At 71.5% G+C, this 19,955-nt stretch carries 20 protein-coding genes; 9 read left to right on the forward strand and 11 right to left on the reverse strand.

The window, feature by feature from the left end; translation table 11 throughout:
- Positions 1 to 50 precede the first annotated feature (50 nt).
- The 3 genes from KV394_RS09345 to KV394_RS09355 all read right to left on the reverse strand — a co-directional run bounded on the left by KV394_RS09345 (position 51) and on the right by KV394_RS09355 (position 2,033).
- Complete coding sequence (locus tag KV394_RS09345; RefSeq protein WP_247638428.1) at positions 51 to 557, reverse strand: hypothetical protein; 507 nt, start codon at positions 555 to 557, stop codon at positions 51 to 53.
- Positions 558 to 754: 197 nt separating this feature from the next.
- Positions 755 to 1,651, reverse strand: coding sequence for a helix-turn-helix domain-containing protein (locus KV394_RS09350; RefSeq protein WP_247981307.1), 897 nt, complete (start codon positions 1,649 to 1,651; stop codon positions 755 to 757).
- 187 nt (positions 1,652 to 1,838) lie between these two features.
- Positions 1,839 to 2,033 (reverse strand): hypothetical protein, encoded by a 195-nt coding sequence (locus tag KV394_RS09355; protein WP_247981308.1) that lies wholly within the window; start codon positions 2,031 to 2,033, stop codon positions 1,839 to 1,841.
- Positions 2,034 to 2,294: 261 nt separating this feature from the next.
- On the opposite strand from KV394_RS09355, the gene KV394_RS09360 reads away from it, so the two are divergent.
- Positions 2,295 to 3,395 (forward strand): ATP-binding protein, encoded by a 1,101-nt coding sequence (locus tag KV394_RS09360; RefSeq protein WP_247981309.1) that lies wholly within the window; start codon positions 2,295 to 2,297, stop codon positions 3,393 to 3,395.
- Positions 3,396 to 3,405: 10 nt separating this feature from the next.
- Here KV394_RS09360 and KV394_RS09365 read toward each other — a convergent pair whose 3' ends face one another.
- The 4 genes from KV394_RS09365 to KV394_RS09380 form a co-directional block, all read right to left on the reverse strand.
- A complete protein-coding gene (locus KV394_RS09365) occupies positions 3,406 to 4,863 on the reverse strand; it encodes a polysaccharide biosynthesis tyrosine autokinase (protein ID WP_247981310.1) in 1,458 nt (485 codons plus the stop codon).
- Positions 4,864 to 4,957: 94 nt separating this feature from the next.
- Positions 4,958 to 5,650, reverse strand: a complete 693-nt coding sequence (locus KV394_RS09370) for an arsenate reductase/protein-tyrosine-phosphatase family protein (protein ID WP_282187123.1) — start codon at positions 5,648 to 5,650, stop codon at positions 4,958 to 4,960.
- 35 nt (positions 5,651 to 5,685) lie between these two features.
- Positions 5,686 to 6,159, reverse strand: a complete 474-nt coding sequence (locus tag KV394_RS09375) for a VanZ family protein (protein WP_247638433.1) — start codon at positions 6,157 to 6,159, stop codon at positions 5,686 to 5,688.
- Between the two features lie 35 nt (positions 6,160 to 6,194).
- Complete coding sequence (locus tag KV394_RS09380; protein WP_247981311.1) at positions 6,195 to 7,136, reverse strand: Ppx/GppA phosphatase family protein; 942 nt, start codon at positions 7,134 to 7,136, stop codon at positions 6,195 to 6,197.
- A gap of 28 nt (positions 7,137 to 7,164) precedes the next feature.
- Between KV394_RS09380 and coaA the strand changes: the two genes are divergently transcribed.
- The 8 genes from coaA (at position 7,165) to KV394_RS09420 (ending at position 15,784) form a co-directional block, all read left to right on the forward strand.
- Positions 7,165 to 8,115, forward strand: a complete 951-nt coding sequence (coaA, locus tag KV394_RS09385) for a type I pantothenate kinase (RefSeq protein WP_136029683.1) — start codon at positions 7,165 to 7,167, stop codon at positions 8,113 to 8,115.
- 64 nt (positions 8,116 to 8,179) lie between these two features.
- Positions 8,180 to 10,027, forward strand: a complete 1,848-nt coding sequence (glmS, locus tag KV394_RS09390; protein ID WP_136029681.1) for a glutamine--fructose-6-phosphate transaminase (isomerizing) — start codon at positions 8,180 to 8,182, stop codon at positions 10,025 to 10,027.
- Positions 10,028 to 10,099: 72 nt separating this feature from the next.
- A complete protein-coding gene (locus KV394_RS09395) occupies positions 10,100 to 10,459 on the forward strand; it encodes a holo-ACP synthase (protein WP_136029679.1) in 360 nt (119 codons plus the stop codon).
- Positions 10,456 to 11,562: an alanine racemase gene (gene alr, locus KV394_RS09400; protein WP_136029677.1), complete on the forward strand. Its 1,107-nt coding sequence runs from the start codon at positions 10,456 to 10,458 to the stop codon at positions 11,560 to 11,562. The genes KV394_RS09395 and alr overlap by 4 nt, the downstream gene beginning before the upstream one ends.
- On the forward strand, positions 11,559 to 12,053 hold the full coding sequence (gene tsaE / locus KV394_RS09405) for a tRNA (adenosine(37)-N6)-threonylcarbamoyltransferase complex ATPase subunit type 1 TsaE (RefSeq protein WP_240753201.1): 495 nt from the start codon (positions 11,559 to 11,561) through the stop codon (positions 12,051 to 12,053). The genes alr and tsaE overlap by 4 nt, the downstream gene beginning before the upstream one ends.
- Positions 12,050 to 12,850: a response regulator transcription factor gene (locus tag KV394_RS09410; protein WP_136029675.1), complete on the forward strand. Its 801-nt coding sequence runs from the start codon at positions 12,050 to 12,052 to the stop codon at positions 12,848 to 12,850. Before tsaE ends, KV394_RS09410 begins: the two co-directional genes overlap by 4 nt.
- 208 nt (positions 12,851 to 13,058) lie before the next feature.
- The gene (locus KV394_RS09415) at positions 13,059 to 14,651 is read left to right on the forward strand and encodes a sensor histidine kinase (protein WP_247981312.1); all 1,593 of its coding nucleotides are present in this window, start codon (positions 13,059 to 13,061) and stop codon (positions 14,649 to 14,651) included.
- Positions 14,648 to 15,784, forward strand: a complete 1,137-nt coding sequence (locus tag KV394_RS09420; RefSeq protein ID WP_247981313.1) for a hypothetical protein — start codon at positions 14,648 to 14,650, stop codon at positions 15,782 to 15,784. The genes KV394_RS09415 and KV394_RS09420 overlap by 4 nt, the downstream gene beginning before the upstream one ends.
- Positions 15,785 to 15,788: 4 nt before the next feature.
- On the opposite strand, the gene csrA is transcribed toward KV394_RS09420, so the two are convergent.
- The 4 genes from csrA to KV394_RS09440 are packed head-to-tail and all read right to left on the reverse strand — an operon-like array spanning position 15,789 to position 19,954.
- The gene (gene csrA, locus KV394_RS17390; RefSeq protein ID WP_136029658.1) at positions 15,789 to 16,040 is read right to left on the reverse strand and encodes a carbon storage regulator CsrA; all 252 of its coding nucleotides are present in this window, start codon (positions 16,038 to 16,040) and stop codon (positions 15,789 to 15,791) included.
- Positions 16,041 to 16,044: 4 nt separating this feature from the next.
- A complete protein-coding gene (locus tag KV394_RS09430) occupies positions 16,045 to 18,108 on the reverse strand; it encodes a flagellar biosynthesis protein FlhA (protein WP_136029655.1) in 2,064 nt (687 codons plus the stop codon).
- Positions 18,105 to 19,196: an EscU/YscU/HrcU family type III secretion system export apparatus switch protein gene (locus KV394_RS09435; RefSeq protein WP_247981314.1), complete on the reverse strand. Its 1,092-nt coding sequence runs from the start codon at positions 19,194 to 19,196 to the stop codon at positions 18,105 to 18,107. The genes KV394_RS09430 and KV394_RS09435 overlap by 4 nt, the downstream gene beginning before the upstream one ends.
- The gene (locus tag KV394_RS09440; protein ID WP_136046146.1) at positions 19,193 to 19,954 is read right to left on the reverse strand and encodes a flagellar biosynthetic protein FliR; all 762 of its coding nucleotides are present in this window, start codon (positions 19,952 to 19,954) and stop codon (positions 19,193 to 19,195) included. Before KV394_RS09440 ends, KV394_RS09435 begins: the two co-directional genes overlap by 4 nt.
- Position 19,955 lies beyond the last annotated feature (1 nt).

The raw sequence follows: 19,955 nt of genomic DNA on the forward strand, positions 1-19,955 counted from the left end.
GGCCCCGAAGGTCCCGGCCGCTCCGCAGTGGTGCTGTCTGGCGTCGACGATCAGGTGGTCGAGCAGAGGACCAGCGTCGAGGTGACCGAGCCGGCCGGCTTGCCGCCCGTGCCCACGTAGCCGGTGGGCAGGGTCGCGGTGGCGTTGAGGCCGAAGGCGACCGAGATCGACAGTGTGGTCCGGAAGGCGATCGTCGCGCCGGCCGGAACATCGGCGGTGAGCGTGATGCTGCGCGACGTCGGCGAGAGCACGTTGACGTTCGCCGTGCCGCCGGTGACGCCGAACACGCCGATGTTCGCGATGCCGGTACCGGTCACGGCGATGGTCGTCCCTGCGGGGATCGGCGCGCTGGGGCCGGCCGTCAGCGTGAAGCCGGGGCCGAGGACGCCGAGCGTTCCACACGAGCCGTTGAGCGCGAACGCCCCGATGTCGGTGGTGCCCGACGCGGCAGCGAGCGGCGTCGCGACGGCGGCGGCGATGACGGGAACCGACCACGCGGCGCCCTTGACGATGGTGCGGCGCGAGACGCCCTTGTTCTTCTGGATTTCCTCGGTCACGAAAGTGTCCTCCCTCATAGATGCAGATGCGGTTTCCCGCGGTGTCGCGAAGAGGCGACACGTTGTCTGCATCCCCCAGGAGCCTCTCCGTGGACCTCAAGCTAGGTCGGGGAGGCAGGGCGAAAATGAGGTTCGGGCGAACTACGCGCAGGGTGCGCCCTACCTGCGCGGACTGTGCGTTTCGGGGCGCTCGGCGGCTACGCGCGGCATGCGGAACGCAGCGCGCGAGGGGTGCACGCGTACGACTCGTCGAGGGCGCGACGGAGCTTCATCGGCGATTGGAAGCCGGCGCGCTGCGCGATCTGGTCGATGCTGAGCACGTCGTACCGGCTGTCCATCAGCAGGGAGTGGGCGAGCCGGGCGCGCTGGCGGCGGATCTCGCCGGCCACGCTGTTGCCCGCCTCCGAGAACACCAGCTGCAGCTGGCGCAGCGACGACTGCACCTCGCGGGCCACGCGCTCCGGGTTGAGTGCCGGGTCACCGCACTGCTGGGCGATCACGGCGATGGCGCGCTCGCGCAGCACCTCGTGCGGTGTGCCCTGGCCGGTGGCGCCGCCGATGCGGTCGAGCAGCAGTGCGCCGCTCATCTCCATCACCAGCTGTTCGAGCGCGTACTGCTCGATGGCCGATGCCGGGGTGTCGGCGTCGAGCAGACCGGCGACGAAGCGCTGCATCGAGGAGTCGAGCAGCCGTCGGTCGGGGTAGACGCTGGCGCCGGCAGGCAGCGAGGGGGCGAACGACGCGATCGCGGAGCGCGGCACCAGCGCCGCCACGAGCCGCCATGCCCCCGCCCAGCGCAGACGGCGGGCCACCCCGTGCGGAGCGATGACCAGTCCGCCCTCCGTCTCCACCCACGGTTCGCCGTCGACGCGCGACCACATGCCCTGCGTCTCGACGAACGCGAACACCGAGTGATCGGGATAGACCGCGACGGTGTCGATGCTGAGCTCCGACGTTCCGCCGCCGATGCCGAGCAGCATGACGCCGCCAGAGGTGCGCACCCGGGAGCGCAGTCCCGGCCGTTCGCTGACACGGCGCACGCCGTGCTGAGAGAGCTCGCGATCGTCGATCGAGTGGGCGATCTTGGTCTTCACGAGACGTTCCTCCTCAAAGATCGGCAGTGCGTCGAGGGCGGGTGTCCGGGAGGTCGTTCTCCCGCACACGGTCTCATCCGCGGCGGGGTGTGCGGGGTGTCAGCCGACCCGGATGTGGTGGTGATTGAACAAGTATTCAGCGGCGCGAGGAGAAAGTCCCGCAGTGAGACGATTCCTGCGCCCATGGTCACGCGACGCTGCTCGTCGCGTTCGGCGGCAGCCCGACGGCGGCTTCGACGATGGTGACCGGAACGGTCGTCAGGTCGAGGATGGATGCTGCGGTCAACGCTCGGGCGGGGCCGGAGATGACCGGAACGGTCGTCGCGCCGTCGGCGATCACGCGGCGCAGAGGGCCGGAGCGGTGCGGAACTTCTTCGGTCATGCGACACTCTCTCCTGGTCGATGCAGATGGTCGTCCGTGCTGTCGCGGCGAGACGACACGAACTGTCTGCATCCCCCAGGAGCCTCTCCGTGCGAGTCACGGTAGGCGCGGGTTGAGCGGCATGTGCGGGAATTGGGCGAAAAGCGCGCTGTGCGCGTTACATCTGCGCGCTGTGTGTTTTCGGCTTCCGCCGCGCGGCGAGCGACACCCGCGAGCGGTCGGCGTCAGAGGGTGCGGTGCAGCCTGGCTAGGCTTGCAGCCATGTCCGACCGCATCCTGGTCGCCGCGATCGGTGCCGTCATCGAGATCGACGTCGAGGGACGGAGGAGCGGATTCGCCGGGCGGGTGCGCGAAGCCTGGACCGACGCCCTCACCGCCGCGGACGGAGAGGCGTCCGCGGTCGTCGCGGTGCGTCCGGAGCTCGACGACGACGCGGCCCTCGCGATGCTGTCCACCGATGTCACGCTGGCCGCGCTCGAGAAGCGACGCGGCGATCCGCTGTGGATGCTGCACGCTGCGGGGCTCGCCGACGCCGAGGGACGGGTCGTCGTGCTCAGTGCGGCATCGGGAACCGGGAAGACGACTGCGGCACGGCACCTCTCGCGGCGCTTCGCCTACGTGAGCGACGAGACGGTCGGGGTGGCCGACGACGGTAGCGTGGTGGCCTACCGGAAGCCGCTGTCGGTCATCGAGCCTTCCTCACCGCACAAAGTGCAGGTGGCGCCTTCACGACTGCACGAGGGGCCTCCGCTCGCCGCCGGACTGCGCGTCGCCGCGATCGTGGTGATCGACCGTCGGGAAGACGGCCCTGATGTGCCGGAGGTCGAGCGCCTCGACATCGCGACGGCGCTGGAGCTGCTCGCCCCGCAGACCAGCTATCTCAGCGACATGCCCGCACCACTGCATCTCGTGCGCGATCTTCTCGCCGCCGTGGGCGGTGCGGTCCGCATCCGCTATCGGGAGGCGGCGTCGCTCGACGGGGCGATCGACGATCTCCTGCGCTCCGCATCGCGGCGGCCGGTCGCCGATGCAACCGGCCGTGCGCCTCTCGACCCGACGGAGCTCACCGGATCGGGTGTCTACGGGCGCACGGTCGTGATCGACGCGCTGGACCTCGAAGACGGTCGACTGGCTCTGCTGCGTCGGTCGGAGACAGGGAGCCGGGTACACGTGCTCGACGGCATCGGTCCTACGGTGTGGCACGCGGCGTCAGGACTCACGGTGGACGAGATCACGGACCAGGTCGTCGCGGCGCACGGACGACCCGGCGACGCGGACCCTCGCGCGCTCGTGCAGGCCGCGATCGACCGACTGCACGCCGACGGCCTGCTCCGCGCGTCCGACGTCCAGACCGGGGCCTGACCGGCCCGGGTCAGGCCTGCCCGCGACGACGCACGCCGGGCTCCGGCATCGGGATAGACTCGGCGGGAGCCTCGTCCTCCCGGCCATAGCGCTCGTAGGACCCGTAGTACTCGCGGCCGTAATACGCCGACTCGGCGCCCGTGCGGGGCACCTTGTTCAGCACGACGCCGAGCACGCGGCCCGTGGTGCGGCTGATGTTCGCGATGGCACGATGCAGCATGTCGAACGTGGTCTTGCCCGACGACACCACGATGAGCACGCCGTCTGCCCCGGCGGCGAGCACGGCCGCATCGGTGACGGGCAGCACGGGCGGAGAGTCGAGGATGACGATCGCGGTCTTGCTGATCTCGGCGAGGAAGTCGCGCATGCGGTGCGATCCGAGCAGCTCGCTCGGGTTCGGCGGTACGCGACCGGCACCCACCACGGCGAGCGGCATGTCGCGGCTCGGGCGGTGGGCCACGTCCTGCAGCTCCGCGCGGCCGGCGAGGATGTCGGTGAGCCCCACGTCGGGCGACATACCGAAGATGTCGGCGATGACCGGTCGGCGCAGGTCGCAGTCGATCAGGATCGCCCATTGGCCCGCGGCCGCGAGGCTGGAGGCCAGGTTGACCGCCACGGTGGACTTTCCGTCACCGGGGACCGAGCTGGTGACGACGATCACGCGCGGCGGGTTGTCGACGTCGATGAACTGCAGGTTCGTGCGCAGTTCGCGCATCGACTCGATCGTGTGGTGCGAGACGCCGTGCTGGGTGTCGAGCGAGAAGTCGATCACCTGACGCTCACCCGCCATCGTCTTCTCGAGCGGCAGAGTGCCGATGACCGAGACGCCCGTCTCACGCTCGATGTCGCGCGGGTGACGCACGCGGCGGTCGACCGTGTGACGGATGAACGCGTAGATCAGGCCCGCGGCGAGGCCGACCAGGGCGCCGATGATCACGTTCATGCGCGTGTTCGGCGTCGACGGCGCACTGGGGAGGCGGGCAGAGTCGCCCACGATCAGGGTCACCGCGGCCGGGGTGGATTCGTCACCGCCTTCGAGCTGCTGGATCTCGGCGGCCATGCCGCGCATCCATGCCTCGGCGAGCTCCTGCGCGGCCTCGGGCGTCGGGCCCTTGGCCGTGACCATCAGCGCGGTCGTGTCGAGCGGGTTCGTCACCGTGACGCTGTCGACGAGCGATTCCGGTGTCGCGTCGAGGTTCAGCTCGTCGATCGCGTGCTCCGCGACGGCGCGCCAGGAGCCGAGGTTGAGGTATGACTTCACGCGGCTCTGCGCCAGCTGGTTGCCGACGAGCGCCGACCCGCTGGTGCCGTCGCCGCCGACCGCTGTGACGATTCCGGTCGTGTCGGCCGAGTACACCTTCGGCTGCAGGGCGCTCCACCCGAAGGCGAGGCCCGCGCCCACGATCGTCGCGATCAGGATGACGATCCAGTGCGCGCGCAGGATGCGGAAGTAGTCGCTGAGTTCCAAGTCTTATCCCCTCACACCATCCCGTGGGGATTCCGGGATGCAGGCATGAGAACGAGCATACGGGGCCGAGCGGCCTCACGCGGATGGCTGCGCGCTAGGCGAGGGAGGCTCGTACCATCCGCTCCACCTCGTCGAGCGCGGGCAGGAGCTGTCCGGCGGACTTCGCGTACGTGGCCGCGGAGCGGCGATAGGGGTCGATCACGTCGTCGTTCTCATCGGCCGATGCGGCGAATCCGCGCTGCTCGGCGAGCAGGGAGAGCAGCGCCGCGAGGCGCGCGCGGGGGGTCGTGCCCCCGGCGTCCGCCGCCTGCTGCGCCGCGGTCTCGCCGACCCCCGCACAGAGACGAGCGAACTCACGGGCTGTGAAGGTGCGCCGGATCCGGCTCGGCACCATGCGGATCGCATGTGCGCTGTGTTCGCGAGCCATCGTGAGCACGAGGTCGGCCTGCAGGAGCAGTGGCTCGCGCAGGTAACGGGCGCTGTGTCCTGCTGCGGCGTCGGCGCGGGCCCCCGCATCGATCGCGAGCTGCTGGGCCGGCTCGGTCATGGCGTGGCCGACGAGGGCGTGCGTCCCCGCACTGTGCACCTTCACCCCCAGCGGTTCCAGGCGCGCGCGCAACAGCACCTCGGCCAAGGGGGAGCGGCAGATGTTGCCCGTGCAGACGGTGAGGATGGTGAGCGGACGGTCGTCGTCGCCCACCGGCCCGCCCAGGAACGGAGCGGCGATCGGACCGGCCGCCGGCGCGTCGCCCGACGCCTGGTGCTCTCGCCATTCCCTGCGGCTCATGCCGAGGAGAGGACCATCGTGTCCCTGCGCGGTGCTCATGCCGCGGACCTGTGGTGTTCCGGGGCGCGGCCGGAGGCGAACATCCACACCAGCACCATCGCCGCCAGCGCGCCGATGAGGGTGCCCGTGGTGTTCGCGATCACGTCGCTCAGGGTCGGGAAGCGGGAGGGCATCAGTCCCTGCACCGATTCGATCAGCACGCTCATGAGCCCGCCGATCAGCACGATCTGCCACAACCGCAATCGGGACCACACGAACGGCAGCAGGAGACCGACCGGGATGAACAGCACCACGTTCGCCAGGATCTCGAGCACGAAGGCGCTCTGGTAGTACGAGGCGATGCCCGCATCGGCGACCCACCTCGCGACGATCCCCACCAGCCCGGTGACCTTGGCCGACACGGTCGCGGGCAGCCATACGGTGAAGCCCACGAACAGCAGGTAGGCAGCCAGTGCCACGCGGGCCGCGACGGCACCGGGGCGCGCGCGGACGGCGGTGGGGGAGGTCATGCCGTCATGGTATCGGCGCTTCCGGAGCGGGCTTCTCAGCTTCCGTGGTCGTCGCTGTGCTGCTCGATGTACCGCAGCAGCACCCCCTCGCGCAGCGCCCAGGGCGACACCTCGAGCTCGTCGACCTCGAGTGCCGTCATCGCGGTGTGCAGCGAGACCGCGGCAGCGACGATCTGGAAGGTGCGGTCGGGGGTGATGCCCGGTAGCTCCTGGCGGGCGGAGGCGGGAAGCCGGGCGAGCCGGGGGATCCACGAGCCGAGCGCGGTGCGCGGCAGGAGCATGCGCTCGATGCCCGACCAGCCGGGGACCGGGTAGCCGACGAGGCGGGCGAGCGAGCGGATGGCCTTCGACGATCCGACCACGTGGTCGGGGCGGGGGAGCTCGCGGAACCGGGGCAGCACGGCGTCGAGCGTGGCGGCGGCGTGCGCTCGCAGCCGTTCGACGTCGTCCTCGCCGGGAGGGTCGGAGGGCAGGAACTGCACCGTCATGCGTCCGGCGCCCAGGGGGACCGACGCGGCCGCGTCCGGCAGTTCCTCGCCGCCGGCCGCGATCTCGAGGGAGCCGCCGCCGATGTCGAGCAGCAGCAGTTGCCCCGCCGACCACCCGAACCATCGACGCACGGCCAGGAACGTGAGCTCGGCTTCGGTCTCGCCGTCGAGCACCTGCAGCGGCTGTCCGAGCGCGGCCTCGATGCGGGCGATCACGTCGGTGCCGTTGCGGGCGTCGCGCACGGCGCTGGTCGCGGTCGCGAGCAGCTCGTCCACCCGTTCCCGTTCGGCGACGCGTCGCGCCTGCACGACCTCCTCCTCGAGCGCGCGCACGCCCTCTTCGGAGATCGCGCCGTCCGGTGTGAGGTAGCGCATGAGGCGCAGCACCGTCCGATCGCTCGATGTCGCGAGCGGTCGGCCACCGGGGCGGACGTCGGCGGCGAGCATGTGGACGGTGTTGGATCCGATGTCGAGGACTCCCAGGCGCACGGGAAGAGACTACTCGCGCGCCGTTACGATGGTGCACGTGACCCCCGACCCCACGCTGCCGTTGTCGCCGTACCGGGAGATCGGCCGAGCCGAGTGGGCGCGTCTGGCCGCGGGCCTCGACCAGCCCCTCACCGAGACCGAGGTCGTGGAGCTGCGCGGCATCGGCGACCGGCTCGACCTCACCGAGGTGCGCGAGGTGTACCTGCCGCTGAGCCGCCTGCTGAGCCTCTACGCCTCGGCGACCAAGCAGCTCGGCGCGGCGACCTCGACCTTCCTGCAGGAGGACGACAGCACGACGCCGTTCGTGGTCGGCGTCGCCGGATCGGTCGCGGTGGGCAAGTCCACGATCGCCCGGCTGCTGCGCGAGCTCATGAGCCGCTGGCCGGGCACGCCGCGCGTCGAGCTGGTGACGACCGACGGCTTCCTCTATCCGAACGCCGAGCTGGAGCGCCGCGGGCTCATGGACCGCAAGGGCTTCCCCGAGTCGTACGACCGGCGCGCGCTGATCGAGTTCCTGACCGAGGTCAAGAGCGGCGCCCCCGAGGTGCGCGCGCCGTTCTACTCCCACATGCGCTACGACATCGTGCCCGACGCGCACGTCGTGGTGCGGCGACCCGACGTGGTGATCGTGGAGGGGCTGAACGTGCTGCAGCCGCCGCCCGCGCCCAACGACGTCGCGGTCAGCGACCTGTTCGACTTCTCGATCTTCGTCGACGCCGAGACCTCGCACATCGAGAAGTGGTACGTCGACCGCTTCCTCGCGCTGCGGCAGGGCGCGTTCAGCAATCCGTCGTCTTACTTCAACGTGTTCGCGCACCTCACCGACGAGGAGGCGATCACCACGGCGCTCGGGTACTGGAACGAGATCAACATGCCCAACCTGGTCGAGAACGTGATGCCCACCCGGCATCGCGCACGCCTGGTGCTGCGCAAGGGGCCGGACCACGACGTGGAGAGCGTGCTGCTGCGCAAGCTGTGACGCCGCGCCGTCGGCGCTCTATTGTTCGGACGACTCGCAAAAATCGCGTCTTACCCTGTATCTCATGTGTGGAATCGTCGGATACGTGGGCCCGCGGCCCAGCCAGGACATCCTTCTCGCCGGTCTCGCCCGGCTCGAGTACCGCGGCTATGACTCCGCGGGCATCGCCGTGATCGACGGCGACGGCGAGCTGGGGATGCGCAAGAAGGCCGGCAAGCTGGCCGTGCTGCGCGACTCGCTCGGCGACGCGCCGCTGCCCGACGGCACTACCGGCATCGGCCACACGCGCTGGGCCACCCACGGCGGACCCACCGACGGCAACGCCCACCCGCACCTCGCCGACGACGACAAGCTCGCCGTGATCCACAACGGCATCATCGAGAACTTCGCCGCGCTGCGCGACGAGCTGCTCGCCGACGGCGTCGTGTTCCGCAGCGAGACCGACACCGAGGTGGCCGCGGCACTGCTCGGTCGCGAGTACGCCGGCAACGGCGGCGACCTCGAGCTCGCCTTCCGCTCGGTCGTGAACCGCCTCGAGGGCGCCTTCACCCTGCTCGCGATGCACCAGGACCACCCCGGCCTCGTCGTCGGCGCCCGCCGCAACTCCCCGCTCGTGATCGGCCTGGGCGAGGGCGAGAACTTCCTCGGCTCCGACGTCGCGGCCTTCGTCGAGCACACCCGCCAGGCGCTCGCGATCGGTCAGGACCAGATCGTGTCGATCACGCCCGACGCCGTGACCGTGATCGACTTCGCCGGCACCCCGGTCACCCCGGAGCCCTTCGACGTGTCGTGGGATGCCGCCGCCGCCGAGAAGGGCGGCTGGTCGAGCTTCATGGCCAAGGAGGTCGCCGAGCAGCCCGAGGCCGTGGCCAACACGATCCGCGGTCGCATCCAGGACGGGCAGGTCGTGATCCCCGAGCTCGACGGGCTCGACGAGCTGTTCACCGGCATCAACCGCGTCATCATCACCGCGTGCGGCACCGCGTCGTACGCCGCCCTCGTCGGCAAGTACGCCATCGAGCAGTGGGCGCGCGTCGCGGTCGACGTCGAGCTCGCGCACGAGTTCCGCTACCGCGACCCCGTGATCGGCGCCGACACCCTGGTCGTGTCGATCAGCCAGTCGGGCGAGACCATGGACACGCTCATGGCCGTCAAGTACGCCCGCGAGCGCGGCGCGCGCACCCTCTCGGTGTGCAACACGCAGGGCGCCACCATCCCGCGCGAGTCCGACGCGGTCGTCTACACGCACGCCGGACCGGAGGTCGCGGTCGCGTCGACCAAGGCGTTCTCGGCGCAGATCACGGCGCTTCTGCTGCTCGGCCTGCACATGGGTCGCGTGCGCGGCACGGTCGCCGACGCGTCCACCGACGTCGCCGAGCTGCTGGCCCTGCCCGAGAAGGTCGCCGCGGTGCTGGAGAGCGAGCAGGAGCACGTCACGCAGCTCGCCGGCTGGATGGCCGACACCCGCTCCGTGCTGTTCCTCGGTCGCCACGTGGGCTACCCGATCGCGCTGGAGGGCGCGCTCAAGCTCAAGGAGATCTCCTACATCCACGCCGAAGGTTTCGCCGCCGGCGAGCTCAAGCACGGCCCGATCGCGCTGATCGAGCCGGGGCAGCCGGTGTTCGTGCTGGTGCCGTCGCCGCGCCACTCCGCGCTCGTGCACTCGAAGGTCGTCTCCAACATCCAGGAGATCCGCGCGCGCGGCGCCCGGGTCATCGTGGTGGCGGAGGAGGGCGACGCCGCGGTGCTGCCCTTCGCCGACGAGGTCATCCACATCCCGCTCGCCGGCCCCATGTTCGAGCCGCTGCTGGCCGTGGTGCCGCTGCAGATCTTCGCGATGGCGCTGGCCACCGCCAAGGGGCTCGATGTGGACCAGCCGCGCAACCTGGCCAAGTCCGTCACGGTGGAGTGACCCCACCCGTCGTCCGCGAACGGCCCCGTCCCGCTCCGGGGCGGGGCCGTTCCGCGCGAGTAGGCTGAACGGGTGATCATCGGCACCGGCATCGACCTCGTGGACATCCCCCGGTTCGAGCGCACGATGACCCGCACGCCCAAGCTCCGCGAGCGGCTGTTCGCCCCCTCGGAGCAGGCGCTCCGACTGCCGTCGTTGGCCGCGCGCTACGCCGCCAAGGAGGCGCTGATCAAGACGCTGGGCGGGTCGGACGGCGTGCACTGGACCGAGATCGAGATCGCCTCCGAGCCTTCGGGGCGGCCGTACTTCGTGCTGTCCGGATCGACGGCGGCGGTCGTCGAGGAGCGCGGCATCGTGACCCTCCACCTCACCCTCACCCACGACGCGGGCCTGGCCGCCGCGTTCGTCGTCGCCGAAGGAGCACCGCTGTGACCGTCCCCTTCCGTGAGGCCGCGATCGACCTCGACGCGATCGCCGACAACGTGCGGCACTTCCGTCGGCTCACCGGTGTCGAGGTGCTCGCGGTGGTGAAGGCCAACGCGTACGGACACGGTGCCGCGGCGACCGCGGTGGCCGCGCTCTCGGCCGGTGCCACCCGGCTCGGGGTCGCCGAGATTCCGGAGGCGCTGGAGCTGCGTCGGCAGGGCGTTCACGCGCCGATCCTCGCCTGGCTGCACGCCCCGGGGGAGCGCTTCACCCAGGCGGCGGCCGAGAACATCGAGCTCGGGATCTCCTCGTTCGACCAGCTGGAGGCGGCGGCGGCCGCGGCGGCGGTCGACAGCCCGGTCGCGGTGCACCTGAAGTTCGAGACGGGGCTGTCGCGCAACGGCATCGCCCCGGGCGACTGGGGGCGGGTGCTGGCCGAGGCCGCGCGGCTCGAACGCATCGGGCGGCTGCGGGTGGTGGGCCTGTTCAGTCACCTGTCGAACACCTCACCCGCCGACGACAGGGCGGCGCTGGCGAAGTTCGAGGAGGGGGTGGCCGCGGCGGCGTCGTTCGGCATCCGCCCGGAGATCCGCCACATCGCCGCGACCGCCGCGGCGATCGACCTGCCGGAGACGCGGCTGGATGCGGTGCGGATCGGCATCGGCCTGTACGGGCAGTCGCCGTTCGACGACCGCTCCTCGGCCGAACTGGGCCTGCGCCCGGCCATGACGCTGCGCGGCGCGGTCGCGGCCGTGCGCCGGGTGCCGGCCGGCACCGGTGTCTCGTACGGCTACGACCATCGCACCGACCGCGACACCACGCTCGTCCTGGTGCCGCTGGGCTACGCCGACGGCGTGCCCCGCAGCGCCTCCGGGCGCCTTCCCGTGTCGATCGGCGGGCGCCGCTTCGTGAACGTCGGCCGCATCGCGATGGACCAGTTCGTGGTGGACGTGGGGGACACCCCCGTCTCGATCGGCGACGAGGTGGTGCTGTTCGGCGATCCGACCCTCGGCGTGCCGTCGGCGCGGGAGTGGGCGGACGCCGCGGGCACGATCGACTACGAGATCGTGACCCGCATCGGACACCGGGTGCCGCGGAGGGCGTCGTGAGCGTCGACCCGGCGTTCCTCGGCCGCCGGGAGATCGCCACCGCGGACGAGATGGAACAGCTCGGCCTGCGGATCGGCGAACAGCTGGAGGCGGGCGACCTGCTCATCCTCACGGGGCCGCTCGGGGCGGGCAAGACCACCTTCACGCGGGGGCTCGCGGAGGGGCTCGGCGTGCGCGGGCCCGTGCAGAGCCCCACGTTCGTGATCGCGCGCACCCACCCGTCGCTCGTGGGCGGGGCGCCGCTCGTGCACGTGGACGCCTACCGGCTCGGCTCGGCCGCCGAGCTCGACGACCTCGACCTCGACCTGCAGCGCTCGGTGGTCGTGATCGAATGGGGGCGCGGCATGGCGGAGGAGCTCGCCGACGCGTGGTGGGACATCGAGCTGCAACGCCCGGTCGGCGCGGCCGGAGCCGACGACGACCTCGACCCGTCCGAGCTCGACGCGGACGCCCCGCGCGTGGTCACCATCGTCCGGGAGCAGCGGGCATGACCGCCCGCAGCGTCGGCGACCTGGTCGCGGTCATCATCGAGGACGACCCCGGCGTGCAGTCGCTGCTGGAGGAGGTGTTCCTCGCCGCGGGCTTCGAGGTCGCCGTCACCGGATCGGGGCCGGAGGGCCTCGCGGCGGTCGAACGGCACCAGCCCGTGATCACCACGCTCGACATCAACCTGCCCGGCATCGACGGGTTCGAGGTGGCCCGGCGCATCCGCAGGGTCAGCGACACGTTCATCATCATGCTGTCCGCGCTCGCGGAGGAGTCCGACGTGGTGCTCGGTCTCACCTCGGGCGCCGACGAGTACCTGGTCAAGCCGTTCCGTCCGCGCGAGCTGCGCGCGCGGATCGAGGCGCTCCTGCGGCGACCGCGGCTCCCGGTCGCCACGGCGACGCAGCGTCCGGTCGCGCCCGCGCCGCCGGCCGCCGCGACCGACACGACGGTGTCCACGTGGCGTGGTCGCGTGCATCGCGACCTCAGCCTCGACCTCGATACGCGACTCGTGCTCGTGGCGCAGCGTCCGGTCGAGCTCACCCCCACGGAGTTCGACCTGCTCGCCGCGCTGCTGGAGTCGCGGCGCCGCGTATGCAGCAAGGCGGAGCTCGCACGGGGTCTGCGCGGCGCGCCGTCCGGCTCCGCCGACCCCGTCAGTGAACCGGACAAGCGCGCCATCGAGACCCACATGGCCAACCTGCGCCGCAAGCTCGGCGACAGCCCTACCGAGCCGCGCTACATCGAGACCGTGCGCGGCGTCGGCTATCGGCTCACCCCAGCCGGCGATCAACCCGGCTGACAGGGGTTCGAGGCCGCGGCTCCCCCACCGCGGCCTCGGATGCCTGCGAATCCCCACTCGCGCGGCCCCAGCGTCTGCGAAATCCCCAGTCGCAGTGTCGGCCCCCACTCAGAATCGTAGGACGCCGATGTCGCCTGAAGAGCGCGTAGGCCCGATCTTTGAGTAATCTTGCGACAAAGCTGAGGATCGACCAGGAGGCGGGGGCTTCATGATCCGCACTGTGTCGATCTGGCGTTGGCAACTCGTGTTCGCGGGCAGCATCGTCGCCATCGTGGTGATGGTCGCGGGCTTCAAGCCGCACACGCTCACGATCCCAATGTTCGTGGTCGGGATCGTCCTCGTGGTGGTCACCACGCTCGTCGCCCTGCTCGTGCCGTGGCGCCGGCGTCCGCGCACCGCCGTGACCGCGCTCCCGCTGCTGGACATCCTGGCCGTCGGCTTCACCACCAACGCCCCCGACCTGCGGCTCGGGTTCCTGTGGGTGTTCCCCGTGGTGTGGCTGGCGACCTACTTCTCGATGCCGTGGGTGTTCACCGGTGTCGCCTTCAGCAGTGGCTGTCTGGTGTTCTTCGCCGACCGGTCGGGGGAGCCGGCCGACGTGCTGCTGCGGGTGCTGACGGTCGTGGTGACCCTCAGCTTCCTCGGGGTCACGGTGCGGATCGGCTCGCAGCGGTCGGGTGCCGCGCGACGGCTGCTGCAGCGGCGCTCCGAGCAGGTGAACAGGGCGGCGGAGCGGGCCGAGACCAACCAGCAGCGGGTGACGCAGATCATCGACGCGCTCGGTGTCGCCCTGGTCGTGGTCACCGCCCAGGGGCGGATCCTGCAGATGAACGACGCCTACCGCGCGCTGTACGGCCGCGACCGCTACGGGGCCGCCCTGCCCTCCGCCTCGGTCGAGTACGACGCGCGGCGCGGCACCGCCCTGAGCCCCGCGCGCACGACCCTGGCGCGGGCGGCCGCGGGGGAGGAGCTGCGCGCCGAACGGGTGTGGCTGTTCGACGGCGCGGGACAGTGGCGGGCGCTGGAGGTGACCACGCAGGCGATGGCCGGGGCCGGCGAGGGCGAGCACATCGCGCTGGTCGTGATCGACGACGTCACCGCGCTCCTGGAGGCCGCGGAGGAGCGCAGGGCCCTCACCGCGATCGTCTCGCACGAGCTGCGCAACCCGCTCACCGCGATCATCGGGCACGTGGAGCTGCTGCGCGAACGCGACGACCTGCCGGGCCGCGTGCCCGCGCAGGTCGAGGTGATCGCGAACGCGGGAGAGCGGATGCAGGACCTGCTCTCGAGCATGCAGGCGCAGACCCGCAGCTCGCCGGAGCCGTTCGAGCCGGTGGACCTGCGCGAGGTGGTGGAGGCGTCCGCGGCCTCCTTCGCGCCGCTGATCACCGCCGCCCGGCAGGAGCTGAGCCTCGACGGCGCGGACCGCCTGGTCATCACCGGCGACGCGTTCCGGCTGCGCCAGGTGCTCGACAACCTGATCGGCAACGCCGTGAAGTACACCCCGTCCGGCGGCCGCATCCAGGTGCGGGTCGGCGCGGACGATGCCAGGGCCGAGGTGAGCGTGGTCGACACCGGCATGGGCATCGCCCCCGACGAGCTGCCCCGTCTCTTCGAGCCGTACTTCCGCACCGACAGCGCCGTGCGGGGCGGGATCTCCGGCACCGGGCTCGGCATGGGCATCGCGCGGGACATCGTCGTCGCGCACGACGGGGAGATCCTCGTCGACAGCGAGGTGGGCGTCGGCACCACCGTCACCGTGCGCTTCCCGCGCCGTTCCCCGAGGAAGGATCCGGCATGACACCGCTCGTGCCCGTCAACGTCGACGTGACCACCAGCATGGTCGCCGTCGTGACCGTGCTGACCGCGATCGTGATCGGTCTCGCCACCCTGGCGCGCCCGACCAGGGCGACGATCGTGTGGGGCGTGGCCTTCGGGATCGGCATGCTGGGCGCGTACCTGTGGCTGGCCGGGCATCACACCGGCCTCCCGGTCCTGCGGGCCGCCTCGTCGGCGCTGACGGTCGTGTTCATCCCCCTCGTCTGGATCGGCGTGCGGATCCACTTCGGGCGCTCGGCCCCCTGGCTGCCGGTGATCGTGGCGCTGATCGGCGTGCCGGTCGCCCTGGTGTCCACGGCGGGCACGGCCTGGTACCTGCTGGTCTTCCACCTCGTCTTCCTGTCGATGGGCGTGTTCGCCGGGCTCCTCGCGTGGGAGCTGCTGCGCGGGCAGCCTCCCGCGCGCGACGTCGTGATGCCCCTCGCGCTCGCCGCGTGCGGCTTCGCGGTCGTCTCCGTGGTCAGCGGGGCGTCGGCACTGGTGTCGGGGAGCGTGAGCACCGAGGCGCAGTTGAGCGCCCTGCGGGGCATGAACGCCGTCGGCGCGATCGTGGTGAGCACCTGCGCCGCCTTCACCCTCGTGCTGCTGGTGCGGGTGGAGAGCGCGGCGCGCGGTGACGTCGGGGCGGCCGACCGTGCCAGAGCCCGCCTGCGCAAGGCCGAGGCGCAGAACGACGGGGCGTGGTCGGTGCTGGACGTGCGGCTGGACGACCCCGCCGACCTGCGCGAGGCGTCGAGCAGCGGGGCCTTCCGCCGGATCGTCGACCGCTTCCACGCCGACGTCCAGGAGGCGCTGCCCACGACCGCCGACGCGGAACGGGTGAGCGACGACCGGGTCGTCGTGCTGATCCGGGGCAGCGACGAGGCCGTGCGCTTCCACCTGCGCGCGATCCTGTCCCGGATCTCGGTCATCGACCCGGACGCGCCGGTGAGCGGCATCCGCTCCTCGGCCAGCATCGGCTGGGCCACCTCGAGCGTCGCCGGCTACGACTACGACGCGCTGCTGGCGGCGGCGGCCGCCGCCGCGGACCGGGCACGTGCGGCCGGCGGCGACCAGTGGAAGCGCGCCGTGTCCGCCGACCTCTCGCCGGTGTGAACGGCTAGGACCGGCGGTGCTCGCGGCCGCGCGCGAGCGCGGCGGCGATGGCCCCCTCGGCGGTGGCGTCGGTGTCGGCGGCGGCGGAGACGTTCTCGGCGCCGACGGCCTCGATGATCTCGGTGCGCTGGATGCGCGTCTCCCGCGGGGCCTTCACGCCGATCCGCACGCTGTCGCCCTTGATGTCGAGCAGCGTGACCTCGATCTCGCCGTCGATGCGCACGCTCTCACCGATCCGCCTCGTCAACACCAGCATTCGATCAGCCTACTGGTGCGACGGGGGCGGGCCCCAGCGACGCGGTCGAGGCGTCGCGCACCACGCCGATGGTCTCGATCGTCAGCGGCGCCGCGGTGGCCTCGCTGTACGACAGCACCGGCAGGCCGTCGGTCTGCGCCGACACCAGCCGTCGCACGGCCGGCCGCAGCGACGGCGCGCACACCAGCACCGGTTCCGGCCCGTCCGCCTGCGCGGCAACCGCCTGCTTGACCGAGGCGATCACGGCCTCCATGCGCTGCGGCTCGAACACGATCTGGGTGCCGTCGTCGCCCGGCCGCAGGCTCTCCAGCATCGCCTGCTCCAGCAGCGGGTTGATCATGACCACCCGCAGCACGCCGTTCTCCGCGAAGCGCGCGGCGATCGCCGGGCCGAGCGCGGCCCTGGCGGCCTCGATCAGCCCCTCCGGGTCGGTCGAGGTCTTGGCGCGCAGGGCCAGCGCCTCGTAGATGCGGCCGAGGTCGTTGATCGGCACGCGCTCCGCGAGCAGCCCCTGCAGGACGCGCTGGACCTCGGCGAGTGAGAGCTGTGCGGGCGTGAGCTCCTCCACCGCCGACGGCGACACCTGCTTGAGCGCGTCGGTGAGCTGGCGCACGTCCTCCCGCGACAGCAGCCGCGCGGCGTGCGTCTGGATCACGCTCGACAGGTGCGTGACGATCACGCTGGCCCGGTCGATCACGGTCGCTCCGGCGAACTCGGCGCTGTGCCGCATCTCCATCGGGATCCACTTGCCCTCCAGCCCGAACACGGGGTCGAGGGCTGCGGCGCCGGGCAGCGACTCGAGCCCCGAGCCGAGCGCGAGCACCGATCCGCCCGGCGCGGTGCCGCGCCCGGTCTCCACCCCGGCGATGCGGATCACGTACGTGGCCTGCGGCAGCTCGATGCTGTCGCGCGTGCGGACGGGCGGGGTGACCAGGCCGAGGTCGAGCGCGATGCGCCGCCGCAGCGCCTTCACGCGCGCGAGCAGGTCGTCGGGGCCGCCGGTGACCAGGTCGACGATGTCGGGCGAGAGGAGGATCTCGAGCGGGTGCACGCGCATGCGTTCGATCAGCTCCTCCGGCTGCTCCGCAGGCGGCGTCACCGGTGCCTTCGCGGCTTCGGCCGCCTCCCGTTTCCTGGTGGCGGTGATGCGCTGGGCGACCAGGAGCAGCAGCGCCCCGATCGCGACGAACGGCAGCATCGGCATGTGCGGGATGAGCGACATGATGATGGCCGCGCACCCGGCGATCAGCAGCGCGTTGCGGGACTGCCCGAGCTGGGCCGATGCGGCCGTGCCCATCTCGGTCTCGGCGGTCGAACGGGTCACGATCATGCCGGTCGACACGGCCATGAGCAGGGCCGGGATCTGCGTGACCAGGCCGTCGCCGATCGTCAGGAGGCTGTACGTGCTCACGGCCTGGTCGATCGACATGCCGTGCTGCACGAGCCCGATCGCGATGCCGCCGACGATGTTGATGATGATGATGACGAGCCCGGCGATCGCGTCGCCCTTCACGAACTTCGAGGCACCGTCCATGGCGCCGTAGAAGTCGGCCTCCGCGGCCACCTCGGCGCGGCGCTGCCTGGCCTCCGTGTCGGTGATGAGTCCCGCGTTGAGATCGGCGTCGATGGCCATCTGCTTGCCGGGCATCGCGTCGAGCGTGAACCGGGCGCCGACCTCGGCCACGCGCTCGGCACCCTTCGTGACGACGACGAACTGGATGACCACGAGGATGAGGAACACGACCGCGCCGATGATGAGCGAGCCGCCGACCGCGATGGCCCCGAACGCCTCGATGACCTGCCCCGCATACGCCTCGCCCAGCACGAGCCGGGTGGACGCGACGTTCAGGCCGAGACGGAACAGCGTCGCCACCAGCAGCAGCGAGGGGAACACCGAGAAGTCGAGCGGCTTCTTCACGAACATCGACGTCAGCAGGATCACCAGCGCGAACATGATGTTGAGGATGATGAGCACGTCGAGCAGGAACGGCGGCACCGGGACGACGAGCAGCATGATGATGCCGACCACCCCGATCGGCACCATCAGCGTGGTGAGCATCTTCTTCATGCGGTCCTCCGGTAGGGGAGCGAGTGGATGCCGCGGGCGGCGCCGCGACGCCGCAGGGCGTCGACGAACACGAGCACGCGCGCCACGGCGTTGTACAGGTCTTCGGGGATCTCGTGTCCCAGCTCGCACGCGGCGTGCAGGGATCGGGCGAGGGTGATGTCGCGCACGAGGGGCACCCCGGCCTCGAGCGCCTTCTCGCGGATGCGCTCGGCGATCACCCCGCTGCCCTTCGCGACCACGCGGGGCGCGGAGGTGCCGGCCTCGTAGCTCAGCGCGATCGCGATGTGGGTGGGGTTGACCACCACGACGTCGGAGTTCGCGACCGCCGCGATCATCCGGTTGCGGCTCACGGCGAGCTGGCGAGACCGGCGCTGCTGGCGGATCAGCGGGTCGCCCTCGGAGTTCTTGTTCTCGTCGCGCACTTCCTTCTTGGTCATGCGCGTGTGCTTGCGGTTGCGGCGCATCACCACGAACAGGTCGATCGCGGCGAGGACCAGGCCCACGCCGATCGCGGTCTGCAGGAGGGCGGCGGTGCCCTCGGCCGCGGTGCCCAGCAGACGGGAGATCGAGTGCGCGCCGCTCGCGGTCAGCACCGGCATGAGCCCGGCGATCACGAACCACAGCGCGAGCGCGATCGCTGCCGTCTTGAGCAGCGCCTTCGCGCCCTCCCAGAGCGCCTGCAGGCCGAACACGCGCCGCATGCCCGAGACGAGGTTGAACTGCTCGTAGCGTCCGGTGAGCGTGCGCAGGTGCACGCCGCCCTGCACCACCGCGCCGAGCAGGGTGACGACCGCGACGGCGGCCAGCAGCGCGCCGAGCGTGGGCAGGACCGACGCGAGCCCGCGGCCCAGCGCGCCGAGCGCGGCCTCGGGCGACGGCGCCCGCATGAGCGAGGTGAGCGAGATGAGCTGCTCGGTGCCCGCGGCGGTGCCCGCAGCGATCGCGGCGGGCATCATGACGGCCGCGGCGCCGATGCCGAGCCACGCCGTGAGGTCCTGGCTGCGGGCGAGGCGGCCCTTCTGCCGGGCTTCGCGCAGGTGCTTGTCTGTCGCCTTCTCGCTGCGCTCCCCGCTGTCGGCGTCGCTCACGGCGTCACCCCCTGCATCAGCCGGAAGGCCTGGGAGGCGAGCGCGTCGATGATGCCGGGGAACGCCACGTACACGGCGCCGGCGAGCAGCAGCGTCAGCAGGATCTTCACCGGGAAGCCCATCGCGAACGCGTTGAGCGCGGGGGCGACCCGGGTGATCAGGCCGAGGCCCACGTCGGCCAGGAACAGCACGAGCACGAGCGGGCCCGCGATCTGCACGGCCGCGAGCACCATCTGCGACACCCCGTCCACGAGCAGCTCGACGGGCCCGGCGACCGCGAAGACGCCGTCGACGGGCACGGCGTCGAAGCTGCGCGCGAGCCCGGCGAGGATCAGCTGGTAGCCGCCGGAGGCGAACAGCAGCGTCAGCGCCGTCAGGTGGAACAGGCGGGTGAACTGGGCGCCGTTGACCATCGCCGCCGGGTCGAACGCCTGGGCGAGTTGGAACCCGCCGAACACGTCGATCAGGCTGCCGGCGGCCTGCAGCGCCGCGAAGCACATCATCACCAGGAAACCCAGCAGCGCACCGGTGAGCACCTGGAGCACGAGCGCGCCGAGGAACGCGCCGGTGTCCAGCGGCTCGTAGCCGGGGGCGACGGCCGCGCCCACTGCGAGGGACAGCCCGATCGACAGCATGGCCTTCACGCGCACCGGGATCGCGCCGTAGGAGAACGGCGGAGCGATCATGATGAACGCCGTGATGCGCACGGCCGCGAGCATCGTGGCCTCCAGCCACGCGAAGTCGATCGGGATGTACACG

The organism is Microbacterium sufflavum (assembly GCF_023101165.1).
Lineage (GTDB): Bacteria > Actinomycetota > Actinomycetes > Actinomycetales > Microbacteriaceae > Microbacterium > Microbacterium sufflavum.

Excerpts from the sequence above, each read along its gene's own strand:
- KV394_RS09355 (WP_247981308.1), bottom strand. The coding sequence starts at position 2,033 with ATGACCGAAGAAGTTCCGCACCGCTCCGGCCCTCTGCGCCGCGTGATC.
- KV394_RS09360 (WP_247981309.1), top strand. The coding sequence starts at position 2,295 with ATGTCCGACCGCATCCTGGTCGCCGCGATCGGTGCCGTCATCGAGATC.
- KV394_RS09370 (WP_282187123.1), bottom strand. The coding sequence starts at position 5,650 with ATGAGCCGCAGGGAATGGCGAGAGCACCAGGCGTCGGGCGACGCGCCG.
- KV394_RS09375 (WP_247638433.1), bottom strand. The coding sequence starts at position 6,159 with ATGACCTCCCCCACCGCCGTCCGCGCGCGCCCCGGTGCCGTCGCGGCC.
- coaA (WP_136029683.1), top strand. The coding sequence starts at position 7,165 with ATGGTGCACGTGACCCCCGACCCCACGCTGCCGTTGTCGCCGTACCGG.
- glmS (WP_136029681.1), top strand. The coding sequence starts at position 8,180 with ATGTGTGGAATCGTCGGATACGTGGGCCCGCGGCCCAGCCAGGACATC.
- KV394_RS09410 (WP_136029675.1), top strand. The coding sequence starts at position 12,050 with ATGACCGCCCGCAGCGTCGGCGACCTGGTCGCGGTCATCATCGAGGAC.
- KV394_RS09415 (WP_247981312.1), top strand. The coding sequence starts at position 13,059 with ATGATCCGCACTGTGTCGATCTGGCGTTGGCAACTCGTGTTCGCGGGC.
- KV394_RS09420 (WP_247981313.1), top strand. The coding sequence starts at position 14,648 with ATGACACCGCTCGTGCCCGTCAACGTCGACGTGACCACCAGCATGGTC.
- csrA (WP_136029658.1), bottom strand. The coding sequence starts at position 16,040 with ATGCTGGTGTTGACGAGGCGGATCGGTGAGAGCGTGCGCATCGACGGC.
- KV394_RS09430 (WP_136029655.1), bottom strand. The coding sequence starts at position 18,108 with ATGAAGAAGATGCTCACCACGCTGATGGTGCCGATCGGGGTGGTCGGC.